Consider the following 14212-nt stretch of genomic DNA (forward strand, 5'->3'; position numbering starts at 1 on the left):
CAGGCGTATGCGCTTAATTACCAGCCTTAGTTTGGGGTAATACTACACCACTTATGGTTTTGCTAGAAGTAGAGGGGGATGACGGATACGCAGAAGAATGCGCCATGCCGCAGCTAAAGAGGGTGTGCTATAATGCATCAGATTTTATAGCAGACCGAATAAGCTTAGGCATAGTAAATGATTAAACAACGAACATTAAAAAATACCATTAGAGCAACAGGTGTTGGTCTGCATACAGGAAATAAAATTTACCTGACCTTACATCCGGCTGATATCAATACAGGTATTAAATTTAGACGCGTTGATTTGGACGAGCCGGTTACCATTGATGCAATTCCGCATAATGTGGGCGAAACAAACCTGTCTACAACTCTGGTAGAGGGTGATGTAAAAATATCGACTATCGAGCATCTGCTTTCTGCGATGGCTGGCCTAGGTATTGATAATGCCTTGATTGATGTGACAGCCGCAGAAGTGCCTATTATGGATGGCAGTGCCGGGCCCTTTGTGTTTTTAATTCAATCTGCTGGTGTCCGGGAACAGGATGCGCCCAAGCAATATATTAAAATCAAGCGCGAAGTTAAAGTGACGGATGGAGATAAATGGGCAGCTTTTTTGCCAATGGATGGGTTTAAGGTCACTTTTACCATAGATTTCGAACACCCGGCCTTTGCTGAAAATGTAAAAACCGCGAGCATGGATTTTTCATCAACTACCTTTGTCAGGGAAGTCAGTCGTGCACGAACCTTTGGCTTTATGAAGAATATTGAGTTTTTACGCGAAAATAACCTGGCGCTAGGTGGCAGTTTAGATAATGCAATCGTGATTGATGACGATAAAATTCTCAATGAAGGTGGTCTGCGTTATGCCGATGAATTTGTTAAGCACAAAATGCTAGATGCTATTGGTGATTTATATTTATTAGGCCACAGCTTGATTGGTGAGTATCAAGGCTATAAATCTGGTCATGGCCTAAATAATAAGCTATTACGAGTGCTAATGGCTGATACGGATGCATGGGAAAAAGTGAGCTTTGAAAATGATGAAGATGCCCCTATTCCTTTTATGCGCTCTGCTGAAAGTCGTGCTGGTGAATAAGGCATAGCTGAAGTTTCCCAATTATTGAGTAGCTGAAATACACAATGCTGGTGTATCGAGGTTTATTTTAGGTGGTTTTGCCATGTTTATAGCAAACCCCTACTTAATTCCCCTTAGGCAATAGCATTTGAACCGAATGAAAAGACTATTTTTTTCATATAGTTGTAGCATAGTTTCAATTTTACCATAAATAATTGTTGGGAAACTTCAGTAAGGCATAGTTAACGGGCGTAGAACGGACTTTAGTCCGCTAGTTTGTAAGCCCTAGGAGTTCTAGAGCTGTTGATTGATGAGCTGTTTAATATGTCACTCTCCCTATCTCCACCATGCTTACCTCACGTGTCTTAAAGCCCGTTTCAAGCTCAATTTTCGCATGAAAATTATCCACGCCTAAAACTTCATCTCTATTAATAGGCCGTGTTATTAACTCTAATTCATATTTCTGCAAGGGACTAGTAAATAGTTCTTTATAGGACAATCTTCGGTATGATCCAATACGGGATAATTGATTATATATTACATGCTCACGAATGAGGCCATCCATTTTCCCTGGTGTATTATGATTCCTTGATTTTTCCTGGATTGCCCGATGCCCTCTGAGAGAAGGTTAGTGTGAGGGAGCTTGAACAGTTAGCATTCAATATATTCTGCTCTTTTGATCCCATTAAAGATGGGGGGCAGAACACAATGCTGTATATCTGGTAGTATTATTTACACTGTAATATGTACAGATGTGAATCATTCGCCATTTCCCAAACTTCGTCTGTTTCATGTCAGCGAATATTACATTACTACATTATCTTTTTTACCAGCAATGGACGTTAGCTAGTAGTTGTTGATGCCAATTTTAACTCTAGGCAGCATCAGTGTTCCCCTATCAATTGAGGCGGTAAAACTAACCTCGCCACAAGAGAGCTCATAAAGCACTGTAAAGACATTCCTGTTATTATTGTGTTTTGAACTGCCCGAATGGTATACGAGCTGATACGAGATATTCTTGCCTGGAAAAATAATGGATTCACAAAACGATCTCGTTTTTGAGCCTGTTGCTGCCTTATCTCCAGAGCCTCGCTATATTTTTTATCCGATGGATGAATCAATTCTGGCTGTTGTGTTTTTGAAATCTCTTCAAACACGCGCATTAAATTATAGCTCATTGCAGTCAGGCGCATTTGATTTTCAAGTGAGCGGGTATTGGAAGGCCAAGCTTTAGTTTCCTTGAAATTACTTTTAGTGTTATTGAATGTCTTTTCAATCGTCCATCGCTTGAAATACAGCATGGCAATGGTTCCAGGGTTAATAGTCATTGGCAAGGTTGTCACAAACCGGTGAAGTTTTCCGGTTTCTGGATCACGGTAATCCACCACGTTAAATTTGATGCCCCTGTTTTCGTACACACTGTATGCTTCAACCCTGTATTGATCTCATGCTGGGAGTCAAAAGGGATAGACTCAACCAGAGTCGCAATTGAATTTTCTTTTAGCATTGAAATCATGTAATTAGCATGTCGTTTCTGCCGATCCCACCAGACAAAGTCGGTGACGGCTTTATCGTAGACATAGAGATGTTTCTGAGAGCTGTTATTTCCCTCGCTGAAAATCATGGAAACTGAGCTTAGCGAAGTGGTGATTTTTAGTCCCTGATAGGCGACAGGGCAATTCGCTGATTCGACGTGTGCTAGCAGCACGCGAGAGGAGCAAGAATTGCATTCCGAATAGCCGTCCAGCCAGTGAGGTAGTAATGACGAAGCGGCTTTTGTGCGTAGTCGTTGCGGACGCAGGGCGTTCAGGGCATCTCCCATCCGCTGCGTAGGTGAACGGATTATGGCGACAGGAGCCCCGGAATTTCGTGAGGTAGCATGGCGCGCCTGCTCGAAGGACTTTTTTATTCGCCTTACAATCGCTTAAAACAAGGAAAATTCGGGATTTAAAACCCATGAGATAATAAGCCTGTCCTTAAAGCAATACAGGTTACCTTTTGAAAATAGACTTCATCGATGTTGATTCCGCAATCAGTCATGCCAAACAGTTACTTGAAACTGAGCGTGATATATCGCCTGCGCTAAAATCAGCACTGGAAGTGATTCTATTATTAGTCACGGTATTACTCAATCGAGTGACACTGAACAGCAAAAATAGCAGTAAACCACCTGCAAGTGATCCCAACCGTAAAAAAGGGAATCGAAAAAAATCAGATAAGCCTTCTGGCGGACAAAAATCGCATGTCGGCACGACACTTCAAAAAATAGATGACTCGGATGAAATCGAGATCATTACCATTGATCGCCGTACCTTGCCAAAAGGGCGATACACGGCAGATGGCTTTGAAACACGCCAGGTATTCGATATTGATATCTCAAGGGTAGTGACAGAATACCAGGCGCAACGGTTGATAAATGGAAAAGGTCAGTGTTTTATCGCTCCTTTTCCAGATGAGGTTACTAAGGCTGCGCAATATGGTAATGGGATAAAAGCCCATGTGGTTTATCTTTCGCAATATCAGTTATTGCCCTACAACCGAATACAGGAGTATTTCGCTGATCAATTAGGTATGCCGATTAGTGAAGGCTCTATCTATAATTTCAATGAACTGGCCTATGAGAAGTTGGCTGGGTTTGAAACTATCAGTAAAGAACACTTAGTCGAATCAGCGTGCATTCATGCGGATGAAACAGGCATTAATATTAATGGTAAGCGCCATTGGCTACATGGGCCTCCAATGTTCAGTGGACACACTTCTTTCCCCATGCCAAACGTGGCACAGAGGCAATGAATGACATTGGTATTTTACCCCATTTTCATGGGATTTTATGTCATGATCATTGGAAGCCCTACTATAAATATGATTGTACTCATTCGCTTTGTAATGCACATCATTTGAGGGAATTAACGCGCGCCTGGGAGCAGGATAAACAGGAGTGGGCGCTTGAAATGAAACGACTACTTGAAAAAATGAATGATGCCGTCAATGAAGCAGGTGGCATGCTACTACATAAAGAAGCAGAAAAATGGAAGGTACAATACAGAGAATTACTTGGCAAAGCGGAGATCGAATGCCCACCACCCGATAAGCCTAAAGAAGTAAAACGGGAGCGAATAAAACGCAGTAAAGCTAGAAACTTACTGGAAAGGCTGATTAATTATGAAGAGGATGTCTTGCGCTTCATGACAAATACCTGGGTGCCATTTACCAATAATGCCGCAGAAAATTCGATTCGGATGACCAAGGTTCAACAGAAAATATCCGGCTGCTTTCGTAGTACCAAGGGTGCAGAGATATTTTGTCGTGTCAGAGGGTATTTATCAACGTGCCGTAAACAAGGTCTAAGTGCAACTCAGGCAATGACCTTGGTCTTTGAGGGAAAGTTACCTGAATTTGCTTTATAATTTCATTGAACTACTCAGCTTCGCTGAGTAGTTACGATGGAATATCATGTTTATTCACCTAATGATTCTGGTGGAAGTTATCTTGTTGAAGGTGACTGTAGGCAAGTCAGGCCTGATATTTTAATTTCAAAAGATGGGGTTATTATTGCAATTTTAGATGCTAAGTATAAATGGTATAAAAAAATAGGGAAGCATGCAGATAAAAATAACTCTGTAAGTCGAGATGATTTATATCAAATGATTACTTACCTTTATCGCTATGCTGAACCTGATAAAAAAGTTGTTGGACTTTTTATATCGCCAGTAAAGAATTTTTCTGAATCTCCTGATTCGGATGTAAAATCTTTGAATAACCATGAAAACCATAAAATAGGGGTTATAAATTTAGATATTGAACAGTTTAATACAAGCGGCGATGACAATAAAACTCCATTTTCACTAAAAACAATACAGGAAGAGGAAGTCAGATTTATTGATAATATAAAAAAATACTTGATAATCTTAAATGAGCTTAACCCATCTTCGTCACTATTGATGATGTGGTTGTTATAAATCAATTGGTTGAAATTTTAAAAAGTAGCCAGTTGGCACTACAGATTTTGTGTTTTTGTATAAAACGTTGGATTTTTTAGAGTATTTTTGTCGCATGTAAATTACACTCAAATAATGATGATTTTTTTGACAAAAGTCAATGAATTTATCGACAAAAATAATATAACAGGCGCGCCATGCTACCTCACGAAATTCCGGGACTCCTGTCGCCGTAATTCGTTCACCTACGCAGCGAATAGGAGATGCTCCAGCCGCCCTGCGTCCGCCACAGACTGAGCACAAAGCAGCTCAGTCATGGCGACCACAAATGGCTCTACGGCTATTCGGGATAAAATTTTAGCCTCCCTCGCTGAAAATCAGGGAAACGTAGCCTAAGCGAAGTGAAGATTTTTAGTCCGCGATAGCCGTAGGGCCGTTGTTTTGTCGGAGTCTGAGCGTTAGCGAAGGTGGAGACAAAATAAAAGGCCATCCGACACGGCGTCAAGTCATTTGGAGCCTATGTTCCGACCCCTTGTTGGGTCGGGACGAGGTGACGAGGACGAATCGGGGCCGCCGGAGGCATAAGTGGTCGCGTTAAGTTTTTGCTGCTTGCTTGGGCTGGGATGCCCAAAACAAGCTTTCGCAAAAATAGCGACTCCCCGCTGGGATTTACATAAATTCCCTGATGGTGTTATGCAAGCATTACAACGCCCAAGTGGCGATGGTTACTCCAAAGACGTAGAGTTTTCTCTGAAAGTACAACAAATGAAAAATCAGAATGCTCAAGCCCAAGCAGCCGCAAATGCATGGAGCGATCTTAATAAGGCAATAAAAGGTGCTACACCTAAGTCAACCTACACTAATTGTTACAATACATTTGGTGGCGTAAACTGTAATTCAACTACTTATCGAAGTAGCTATATGTGCATTTCTGTAGAAGAGTGGCGATTTATTAATTCCTTTGCCCCATGGCTTTCAGTTATTGGAACATTGTTAGCAGTTTGTGCGTCGCTATATATTTCATACTCCACAAGAAAAATAGCACTAAGCATTTCTTCTGGGGTTGTCGTTTTTAATGAAAATGGAGTGGATGAAGAGTTTTAATAAAAGATGTCACCAACACTGGGTACAGAACAGTATTTTTAAATAGTCTTATCTGTATTTCATTTCACTCGATGTTCACGTTTTTCCATCCCATTGCCATCAAACTCTTACCTTCACCCAGCAGAACAATACTTTAATGATGCTGTTGGCCCTAAGCGCCCTAAATCTCTGCCAATCATATGTTTTCCTGATGGCATCAGTTGAAACACATCCTTTATTAATTCACCTAACTCTTTCAGCTTATCACCAGGATCTGGAAACTCTAGCAATGACGTGATGAACTCAAGCAGTACATCCATTTGAGACTTGCGCTGTAAGCTTCCTACGGTCGCTGAAAATCATGGAAACGTAGCTTAGCGAAGTGGTGATTTTTAGTCCCTGATAGGCGACAGGGCAATTCGCTGATTCGACGTGTGCTAGCAGCACGCGAGAGGAGCAAGAATTGCATTCCGAATAGCCGTCCAGCCAGTGAGGTAGTAATGACGAAGCGGCTTTTGTGCGTAGTCGTTGCGGACGCAGGGCGTTCAGGGCATCTCCCATCCGCTGCGTAGGTGAACGAATTATGGCGACAGGAGTCCCGGAATTTCGTGAGGTAGCATGGCGCGCCTGATACGCAGGTAGTTTGCTTTCAATGCGGGCTATTTGCTCTGGGTGAAGGAGAAGGCAATGGTCAAACAAAAGACTCAGAATCAGGCCGCGGCTTGATCCCTCTTCATCTAATTGTTTGGCCTCACGCCCCCATCCTTCATAAAGCTTCCAGTCCTCAAAGAAAACCTCAATCAGCCATCTCAACGTATAGGCTTGAATAATATCTTGTGTGCGCCAAGTCAGGTCTGTCGCCACTAAATAGCGATAGTCGTTTTCACCGTCATATTTTAAGGCAATGACAAAGCGTTTTTTACTGTGAGAACTCACCTTTAATCGTGCACTGCTGACAGTCACTTTAATCTCTTTTCCGCCACGTACACGTATTATCTGATCAATGCCTTTGTTAATCGAATTAAAGTAGCTCTCGACTGACCTTATTCTACCTCTATATTCAATATTTTGGTTTTTACGTAATTGGCTAATCACCTGCGAGCCTCCAGATTCTTTAGCGGCTTCGTCCATAAAGGCTTTTTCACCATACAGCGCATCAAGCCAGTACGCCTTTAATTTTAATCAGGCTATGCGCAACTTTAAACTCTTTTAATAAGCCTAATGCAATCTCTGTTTTGGTCGGGTAGGCACTGTCACGTTCAGGCTTAATAGGCCGATCTTTTTTTGCTATACCGCTCTTTTTCAACCGTTTATCTTCTTTATCCCACTGCTTTAAGGCTGGATCCAGCATATAAAAGAAAAAACCGACAGGCACTGTAATGGATGAGGTAACTAGCAGCAATAATACTATCGTTTGTCCATTAACATACCCGCCGGAGCCTTTGTGTTTCTGCTTGTAAACCTTATAAATACGTTTTGTAGACTTAGATCGTGCTCGGTCTGATTCATCAAAGGCCAACACACCTTCAGTAATGCCATAACGTTTTAAAATTAAGACCACACTCACCCGTAGCAACCAGTCCCAGGGTATACTTGCTTTACGAAACACCCAGGATAATGCGGCTACTTTGCAATCTCCAAGGCTTGATCGCTCAAACTTAGCCCAGCAAACAGAGTTCATTAGCAGTATGCCCGTTAAACAAGTGCCCAACCAAGCGGCTTGAATCCGTGTCAAAGCGGCTCCGGGTTTTAGCTGATTGAGCGCACCATTTAAATCGTCAATATAGCTTTGGATAAAGGTGGCTGGGGCATTCATTAACATGGGCTTACACCGATAAAATTACAACAACCTCAGAATACCTGACTTTACCTTCTCAATATCAAAAACTTGAACATCGAGTTTCAGGTAGGTTTATTTAAAAACTGAAGTTTCCCAATTATTGAGTAGCTGAAATACACAATGCTGGTGTATCGAGGTTTATTTTAGGTGGTTTTGCCATGTTTATAGCAAACCCCTACTTAATTCCCCTTAGGCAATAGCATTTGAAACGAATGAAAAGACTATTTTTTCATATAGTTGTAGCATAGTTTCAATTTTACCATAAATAATTATTGGGAAACTTCAGTTTAAAAAAAACTAATATTGGCATAGGCATAAATATATTGATAGCCATAAATCATCTAGCTTTCCATGTAAGCTGGGTGAAAACGAAACCGCTAATCTATTCGTTAAAATAAATGTAACTACTCAGCGAAGCTGAGTAGTTACAAATTAATATTGTTATCGCAAACATGCTGGGAGCGCGGATAAGAAAAGTGCCTGCGAGTGATTTATTGTTGATCAACCCCGCTACTGTGCTGCAAGACGGTTACGTTATTTTTAAGACGAAGGAGACGGGGTATTTTCTGGTTGCGGATAAGTGAAAATATAAGCTTCAAAAGATCTATAAGGCGTAGGACGTGGCTTTAGCCCGAAGGTATCGCACTATCAGCGGGCTAAAGCCACGCTCTACAGTTTGTTGGGTGGTATCTGGCAGACATAAAAAAAGCCCATCATTGATGGGCTTTTTTGTATTGCTAAAGTGAAGAAAATCCTAGTTCTTAGCTTTATCAACAATCTGATTCGCTACGATCCATGGCATCATGGCGCGAAGTTTTGCGCCGGTGACTTCAATTGGATGCTCGGCATTTAAACGGCGCTTAGCGGTCATTTCCGGGTAATTAGTCATTCCTTCCATGATAAATTTCTTCGCGTATTCACCCGTCTGGATGTTTTTCAATGCTTCGCGCATGGCCGCACGGCTTTCTTCGTTAATAACTTTAGGGCCAGTCACATATTCGCCATACTCGGCATTATTAGAAATTGAGTAGTTCATGTTCGCAATACCACCTTCGAACATTAAATCAACGATCAATTTTAATTCGTGCAAGCACTCAAAATAAGCCATTTCTGGTTCGTAACCCGCTTCAACTAATACTTCAAAGCCCATTTTGACTAAGTCAACGGCACCACCACACAATACCGCTTGTTCACCGAATAAATCAGTTTCAGTTTCATCGCGGAAAGTTGTTTCGATAATGCCCGAACGACCGCCACCGATAGCAGAAGCATAAGATAGGCAAATGGCCTTTGCTGTGCCTGATGCGTCTTGATGGATAGCAATTAAATCAGGGATGCCACCGCCACGAGTGAATTCAGAGCGTACGGTATGGCCAGGCGCTTTAGGCGCGATCATGATGACGTCTAAATCGGCACGCGGTACAACCTGGTTATAAAGAATCGCAAAGCCGTGTGCGAAAGCTAAAGCTGCGCCTTGCTTGATATTAGGCTCAATCTCTTCTTTATAAAGTTGTGACTGGAATTCATCTGGCGTTAATAGCATAACAATATCTGCACTAGCAACTGCATCGTCAACATTGGCAACCTTCAGGCCGCAAGCTTCTGCTTTGGCAACTGAACTAGAGCCGGGGCGTAAGCCAACAACCACATCAACACCTGAGTCTTTCAGGTTGTTAGCATGGGCGTGTCCTTGTGAGCCGTAGCCAATAATAGCGACTTTTTTACCTTTAATAATTGAAAGGTCGGCATCTTTATCGTAATAAACTTGCATTTTTTTTCCTGTGTAATATTTAAATGTGTACTTTGAGGGCACTTCTTTTAATTCTGTCTGAGCAGGTATGCGTTTAAAATGTTTGAGAACAAGGCGAAGATCGCAGTTAATAGCAAGCTATTAACAAGTTTTTACGCTGCTATCGAATATTTTAAATAGTTAGATGCCAGTCATGAATTTATAGAGGTCCCCCTTTATAAATGTAAACCATTTTCACCGCGTGACACGGCGGTCGGGCCAGAGCGCACGGTTTCAATAATACTGTCAGCATTGAGAGCAGCGACAAAGGCATCCAGCTTATCTGATGCGCCGGTCATCTCGATGACATAGCTATTGCAAGTGACATCAATGATTTTGCCGCGAAAAATATCCGCTAGCCGGTTAATCTCTCCACGTGTTTCGTCGCTGGTTTTAACTTTAACCAGCATTAGTTCGCGTTCTACATGTGATGCTTCGGCTAAATCAATCAGCTTGACAATATCAATCAATTTATTTAGTTGCTTGGTAATCTGCTCGATAATATCTTCACTGCCACGGGTAACCAGGGTCATGCGCGACAAACTAGCATCTTCGGTAGGCGCAACAGTGAGTGACTCGATATTATAGCCACGCGCGGAAAACAGACCTGCAACCCGCGATAAAGCACCTGCTTCGTTCTCGATAAGAATAGAAATAATATGTCTCATTATGCTAGCTCTCTATCGATAGGTGTGCCTGGTGCAATCCGTAAAGTCATTTCCTGATGACCTTTTCCCGCTTCAATCATAGGGTAAACGTTTTCTGTTCTGTCAGTGATAAAATCAATAAACACGGTGCGGTCTTTCATGGCAAATGCTTTTTCCAGGGCCGGCATAACGTCCTCTGGTTTTTCTACACGTATGCCCACATGACCATAAGCCTCAGCTAAAGCGACAAAATCAGGAATGGTATCCATGTATGAATGTGAATAGCGGCTTTCATACGAAAACTCTTGCCATTGACGCACCATACCCATATAGCGATTATTTAAGTTAATAATCTTAACTGGCGTTTTATATTGCAGGGCAGTAGCTAACTCCTGTATGCACATCTGTATGCTGGCCTCGCCGGTAATACAGGCAACATCAGCCTCGGGATGTGCCAGTTTTACACCAATCGCTGCTGGTAGGCCAAAGCCCATGGTGCCCAGTCCACCCGAATTAATCCAGCGGCGCGGCTTATCAAAATGATAAAATTGTGCGGCGAACATCTGGTGCTGACCAACATCAGAAGTAATATAGGCTTCACCTTTGGTTATTTGATACAGTTGCTCCACCACTGCCTGCGGCTTGATCAAATTACTATCACGATCAAATTCTAGAGACTTGGCATCGCGCCATTGTTCAATCCGGCTCCACCATGCTGCCAGCGCTTTTTTAGATGGCTTCTTTTTATGCTCTTTTAAGATGTCTAGCATTTGCTTCAGTACTAATTTAACATCGCCAACAATCGGCACATCGACCTTTACTGTTTTGGAAATAGACGCGGGGTCTATATCAATATGAATAATAGTCGCATGTGGACAAAATTCAGTAAGTTTACCGGTGACACGATCATCAAAGCGCACGCCGATAGCGATAATAACATCACTTTCGTGCATGCCAAGATTCGCCTCATAAGTGCCGTGCATGCCGAGCATGCCGACAAACTGCTTATCAGTTGCCGGATAAGCGCCTAGCCCCATTAAAGTATTGGTAATGGGAAAATTAAGCAATCGTGTTAGTTCAGTGAGTTCCTTACTCGCATTGCCTAAGACCACGCCACCACCTGAATAAATCATTGGGCGCTGCGCATTTAATAATAGCTCAGCGGCTTTCTTGATTTGTCCCGGGTGCCCTTTTGTTGCGGGGCTATAAGAGCGAAGCTTGATTTTTTTAGGGTACTTATAAGGTACTTTTATGTTTGGGTCAGTGATGTCCTTAGGGATATCAATAACTACTGGGCCTGGGCGACCTGTGGTTGCAACATAAAAAGCCTTTTTCATGGTTGCGGCAATATAGTTAACATCTTTAACTAAAAAGTTATGTTTAACGCAAGGACGGGTTATACCCACCATATCGACTTCCTGAAACGCATCACTACCAATGACTGCGGTAGAAACCTGGCCGGAAATAACCACCATCGGAATAGAATCCATATATGCAGTCGCAATACCGGTGACTGCATTCGTTGCGCCAGGACCAGAAGTCACCAGTACAACACCTGGTTTTCCGGTCGAACGCGCATAAGCATCAGCAGCATGAGTCGCTGCCTGTTCATGTCTGACTAAAATATGTTTTACATCTGTTTGATGAAAGATTGCATCATATAAATGTAATACTGCGCCGCCAGGATAACCAAAAAGATATTCTACACCTTCATCTTTTAGGCACTGAACGACTATCTGTCCGCCACTGAGTTCCACTTCTTATATACCCTCTTAAAACACTTAGCTATACTTGATAGTCAGAGCAGTAAGTCATAATAACTGACTTTTGCAACTAGCCTAGGTATAGCTGAAATTAAACCTGAATTGAAAAAGCACATTATTATGGGCTTGTTTCTGCACTTAGTTTATAAAAAATCTATCCAAAATAGCTGAAAATAAGCGTTTGGTCAAGAACTAAGATTTGATCTTCCCCAAATTACACGCGACAGCACTAATGTAGAGCGTAATTTTAGCCCGAAATGCATTGTCATGGGTGCTTTTTCAGGAATGATTTGGTATTTCGAACGATTATTTCTTAAATCATCTTCAGGGCGTAAACGCTACAATGTTCTCGGTGCTTATAGCAACAGAGATACCAGTCTTATTACAATCACAAATGAAGACTATATCAATTCAGATACTATTGTTAAATTATTAATCAGGATTAATAGTGCTCATTCTGACTCAAAAGTAACTTTAGTGATGGATAATGCACGCTATCAGCGTTGCAATAAAACGATGGATAAAGCAAAAGAACGTGGCATTCATTTACTTTTTTTACCCCCTTATTCACCGAATTTAGACTTGATTGAACGCTTGTGGAAATTTACAAAAAAGAAGTGGCTCTATAATAAACTGAAGTTTCCCAATTATTGAGTAGCTGAAATACACAATACTGGTGTATCGAGGTTTATTTTAGGTGGTTTTGCCATGTTTATAGCAAACCCCTACTTAATTCCCCTTAGGCAATAGCATTTGAAACGAATGAAAAGACTATTTTTTCATATAGTTGTAGCATAGTTTCAATTTTACCATAAATAATTATTGGGAAACTTCAGTAATAAACTTCAGTTACTTTAATTATATAGGAGGTGACGATGGAAACCAGCATTATCAAACAAAATCGTATTGGAGCTCGTGTGCCTCATGAGGTGTATAAAACATTGTGCCGCGCTGCCGAGTTAACGGGGGCGACAGTTAATCAATTTCTAGTGCAGTCGGCACTGAAAGAAGCTCAGGCTGTTATAGAGCAAGAAGAAATAATTCGTTTATCCCCGCGAGACTGGGACTGGCTTCTTGATTTGATGGATAAGCCGCCTAAACCCAATGCAAAGCTAGCAACGGCCATGCAACATTATCAAAACTCCCAGCGAGACGATGCAAATAATTCCTTTGACTGGAATCCATGACCGACTAGAGTTTGACTCTGGTCGCGAGGATTTAAATAGCTGGTTACAACGAGTTGCACGGCAGCACCAGGAAAAGGGCTTATCAAAGACCTTCGTAGCGACCCACGAAGATATACCGAATCGTATCTACGGGCTACTATGCATTAACACTTGCCGAGGTTGAGAACCGTCATTTACCAGAAGCTAGGCGCAAGAAGTTGCCACGCAGGATTCCGGGTGTGCGTCTGGGACGCCTGGCCGTTCATAAACAACATCATGGTCATCAGTCTTCCCATTGAAAGAAGAAGTACCTAAACAAAGCAGCCTATAACCTACCTGAAGGTAGCACCACTCGAATATTTCCATTATTTCCATCTTTTTGATTTTAATCACTTATAACAGCAAATAGACACTCTGTAGGCACCGTAAAAAAACAACAAATAATTTCAAATAAAGCTTGCAATTGCCGAAGAAATTTTCTAAAAATTTCCGTTTTAATCACCTCATAAACGGATATCACCCATGCTTAAAGACCTACCACTCTCTGAACATATTCACCAACACTGCAATGAAAGTATGGAACGTGCCCTGTTAGCAGAGCGTCATCCTTTGTGGGCTCGTTCATGCCCAGAGTTGAAGGATATCGACTTTATTCGCCTTGGGTTATTACGCTGTATCAGTGTAGTCGATAGTGGTCGCCATTTCCCCCAAACCAATGAACAGATTTATGGCCAGCTGCTTCCCCACTCAACGTATTTTAAATCACTGAAGTCGCATAGACGAACAAGTATGCTTGAGGCATTTGAACAGCAGAGCTATCATCTTCACGCTGAAACACTTCTATCACTCGATGTTCAAGTTTTTGATATTGAGAAGGTAAAATCAGGTATTCTGAGGTTGTTGTAATTT

18 protein-coding genes and 1 pseudogene are annotated in these 14212 nt (G+C 41.8%); 8 read left to right on the plus strand and 11 right to left on the minus strand.

Annotation, left to right across the window (positions count from 1 at the left end; translation table 11 throughout):
* The first annotated feature begins 177 nt into the window (after positions 1-177).
* Positions 178-1098, plus strand: coding sequence for a UDP-3-O-acyl-N-acetylglucosamine deacetylase (lpxC, locus tag K6984_RS07880; protein ID WP_221895021.1), 921 nt, complete (start codon positions 178-180; stop codon positions 1096-1098).
* Between the two features lie 863 nt (positions 1099-1961).
* Here lpxC and K6984_RS07885 read toward each other — a convergent pair.
* On the minus strand, positions 1962-2495 hold the full coding sequence (locus K6984_RS07885) for a transposase (protein WP_221895022.1): 534 nt from the start codon (positions 2493-2495) through the stop codon (positions 1962-1964).
* Entirely contained in the window at positions 2417-2899 is a 483-nt protein-coding gene (locus K6984_RS07890; protein WP_221895023.1) for a hypothetical protein, read from the minus strand. The genes K6984_RS07885 and K6984_RS07890 overlap by 79 nt, the downstream gene beginning before the upstream one ends.
* Here K6984_RS07890 and K6984_RS07895 point away from each other — a divergent pair.
* The 3 genes and pseudogenes from K6984_RS07895 (at position 2856) to K6984_RS07905 (ending at position 5036) form a co-directional block, all read left to right on the plus strand.
* Positions 2856-3005: a hypothetical protein gene (locus K6984_RS07895; protein ID WP_221895024.1), complete on the plus strand. Its 150-nt coding sequence runs from the start codon at positions 2856-2858 to the stop codon at positions 3003-3005. The genes K6984_RS07890 and K6984_RS07895 overlap by 44 nt on opposite strands.
* Before the next feature lie 70 nt (positions 3006-3075).
* Positions 3076-4484, plus strand: a pseudogene (tnpC, locus tag K6984_RS07900) (IS66 family transposase).
* A 36-nt stretch (positions 4485-4520) separates the two neighbouring features.
* The gene (locus tag K6984_RS07905) at positions 4521-5036 is read left to right on the plus strand and encodes a 5-methylcytosine restriction system specificity protein McrC (RefSeq protein ID WP_221895025.1); all 516 of its coding nucleotides are present in this window, start codon (positions 4521-4523) and stop codon (positions 5034-5036) included.
* On the opposite strand, the gene K6984_RS07910 is transcribed toward K6984_RS07905, so the two are convergent.
* Genes K6984_RS07910 through K6984_RS32890 form a run of 3 tightly spaced genes read right to left on the minus strand, consistent with a single transcriptional unit; the run spans position 5031 to position 5661 of the window.
* A complete protein-coding gene (locus K6984_RS07910; RefSeq protein WP_221895026.1) occupies positions 5031-5318 on the minus strand; it encodes a hypothetical protein in 288 nt (95 codons plus the stop codon). The two genes, K6984_RS07905 and K6984_RS07910, sit on opposite strands and share 6 nt — an antisense overlap.
* 37 nt (positions 5319-5355) lie before the next feature.
* Complete coding sequence (locus K6984_RS07915) at positions 5356-5505, minus strand: hypothetical protein (RefSeq protein ID WP_221895027.1); 150 nt, start codon at positions 5503-5505, stop codon at positions 5356-5358.
* 27 nt (positions 5506-5532) lie between these two features.
* The gene (locus K6984_RS32890; protein WP_263458596.1) at positions 5533-5661 is read right to left on the minus strand and encodes a hypothetical protein; all 129 of its coding nucleotides are present in this window, start codon (positions 5659-5661) and stop codon (positions 5533-5535) included.
* A 47-nt stretch (positions 5662-5708) separates the two neighbouring features.
* Between K6984_RS32890 and K6984_RS07920 the strand changes: the two genes are divergently transcribed.
* Positions 5709-6119, plus strand: coding sequence for a hypothetical protein (locus K6984_RS07920; RefSeq protein ID WP_221895028.1), 411 nt, complete (start codon positions 5709-5711; stop codon positions 6117-6119).
* A gap of 113 nt (positions 6120-6232) precedes the next feature.
* On the opposite strand, the gene K6984_RS07925 is transcribed toward K6984_RS07920, so the two are convergent.
* The 6 genes from K6984_RS07925 to K6984_RS07950 all read right to left on the minus strand — a co-directional run bounded on the left by K6984_RS07925 (position 6233) and on the right by K6984_RS07950 (position 12131).
* Positions 6233-6418, minus strand: coding sequence for a hypothetical protein (locus K6984_RS07925; RefSeq protein ID WP_221895029.1), 186 nt, complete (start codon positions 6416-6418; stop codon positions 6233-6235).
* Complete coding sequence (locus K6984_RS07930) at positions 6402-7229, minus strand: hypothetical protein (protein ID WP_221895030.1); 828 nt, start codon at positions 7227-7229, stop codon at positions 6402-6404. The genes K6984_RS07925 and K6984_RS07930 overlap by 17 nt, the downstream gene beginning before the upstream one ends.
* Positions 7230-7254: 25 nt before the next feature.
* Positions 7255-7920: a hypothetical protein gene (locus tag K6984_RS07935; protein WP_221895031.1), complete on the minus strand. Its 666-nt coding sequence runs from the start codon at positions 7918-7920 to the stop codon at positions 7255-7257.
* 772 nt (positions 7921-8692) lie between these two features.
* Positions 8693-9709, minus strand: coding sequence for a ketol-acid reductoisomerase (gene ilvC / locus K6984_RS07940; RefSeq protein ID WP_221895147.1), 1017 nt, complete (start codon positions 9707-9709; stop codon positions 8693-8695).
* A 194-nt stretch (positions 9710-9903) separates the two neighbouring features.
* Complete coding sequence (gene ilvN, locus K6984_RS07945) at positions 9904-10395, minus strand: acetolactate synthase small subunit (protein WP_221895032.1); 492 nt, start codon at positions 10393-10395, stop codon at positions 9904-9906.
* Positions 10395-12131: an acetolactate synthase 3 large subunit gene (locus K6984_RS07950; protein ID WP_221895033.1), complete on the minus strand. Its 1737-nt coding sequence runs from the start codon at positions 12129-12131 to the stop codon at positions 10395-10397. Before K6984_RS07950 ends, ilvN begins: the two co-directional genes overlap by 1 nt.
* A 273-nt stretch (positions 12132-12404) precedes the next feature.
* On the opposite strand from K6984_RS07950, the gene K6984_RS07955 reads away from it, so the two are divergent.
* The 3 genes from K6984_RS07955 (at position 12405) to K6984_RS07965 (ending at position 14209) form a co-directional block, all read left to right on the plus strand.
* Positions 12405-12791, plus strand: coding sequence for a transposase (locus K6984_RS07955; RefSeq protein ID WP_221895034.1), 387 nt, complete (start codon positions 12405-12407; stop codon positions 12789-12791).
* Between the two features lie 221 nt (positions 12792-13012).
* Positions 13013-13324 carry a type II toxin-antitoxin system TacA family antitoxin gene (locus tag K6984_RS07960; protein ID WP_221895035.1) on the plus strand — a complete coding sequence of 104 codons (312 nt, stop codon included), beginning with the start codon at positions 13013-13015 and terminating at the stop codon, positions 13322-13324.
* 501 nt (positions 13325-13825) lie between these two features.
* Positions 13826-14209, plus strand: coding sequence for a hypothetical protein (locus K6984_RS07965; protein ID WP_221895036.1), 384 nt, complete (start codon positions 13826-13828; stop codon positions 14207-14209).
* Positions 14210-14212 lie beyond the last annotated feature (3 nt).

Origin of the sequence: Bathymodiolus japonicus methanotrophic gill symbiont, from assembly GCF_019721995.1 — a bacterium.
Taxonomy (GTDB): Bacteria; Pseudomonadota; Gammaproteobacteria; order Methylococcales; family Methylomonadaceae; genus Methyloprofundus.

Coding starts and splice junctions, on each gene's coding strand:
- lpxC (WP_221895021.1), top strand. CDS start 178: ATGATTAAACAACGAACATTAAAAAATACCATTAGAGCAACAGGTGTT.
- K6984_RS07890 (WP_221895023.1), bottom strand. CDS start 2,899: ATGGGAGATGCCCTGAACGCCCTGCGTCCGCAACGACTACGCACAAAA.
- K6984_RS07905 (WP_221895025.1), top strand. CDS start 4,521: ATGGAATATCATGTTTATTCACCTAATGATTCTGGTGGAAGTTATCTT.
- K6984_RS07915 (WP_221895027.1), bottom strand. CDS start 5,505: ATGGCCTTTTATTTTGTCTCCACCTTCGCTAACGCTCAGACTCCGACA.
- K6984_RS07920 (WP_221895028.1), top strand. CDS start 5,709: ATGCAAGCATTACAACGCCCAAGTGGCGATGGTTACTCCAAAGACGTA.
- K6984_RS07925 (WP_221895029.1), bottom strand. CDS start 6,418: ATGGATGTACTGCTTGAGTTCATCACGTCATTGCTAGAGTTTCCAGAT.
- K6984_RS07930 (WP_221895030.1), bottom strand. CDS start 7,229: ATGGACGAAGCCGCTAAAGAATCTGGAGGCTCGCAGGTGATTAGCCAA.
- K6984_RS07935 (WP_221895031.1), bottom strand. CDS start 7,920: ATGTTAATGAATGCCCCAGCCACCTTTATCCAAAGCTATATTGACGAT.
- ilvC (WP_221895147.1), bottom strand. CDS start 9,709: ATGCAAGTTTATTACGATAAAGATGCCGACCTTTCAATTATTAAAGGT.
- ilvN (WP_221895032.1), bottom strand. CDS start 10,395: ATGAGACATATTATTTCTATTCTTATCGAGAACGAAGCAGGTGCTTTA.
- K6984_RS07955 (WP_221895034.1), top strand. CDS start 12,405: ATGGGTGCTTTTTCAGGAATGATTTGGTATTTCGAACGATTATTTCTT.
- K6984_RS07960 (WP_221895035.1), top strand. CDS start 13,013: ATGGAAACCAGCATTATCAAACAAAATCGTATTGGAGCTCGTGTGCCT.
- K6984_RS07965 (WP_221895036.1), top strand. CDS start 13,826: ATGCTTAAAGACCTACCACTCTCTGAACATATTCACCAACACTGCAAT.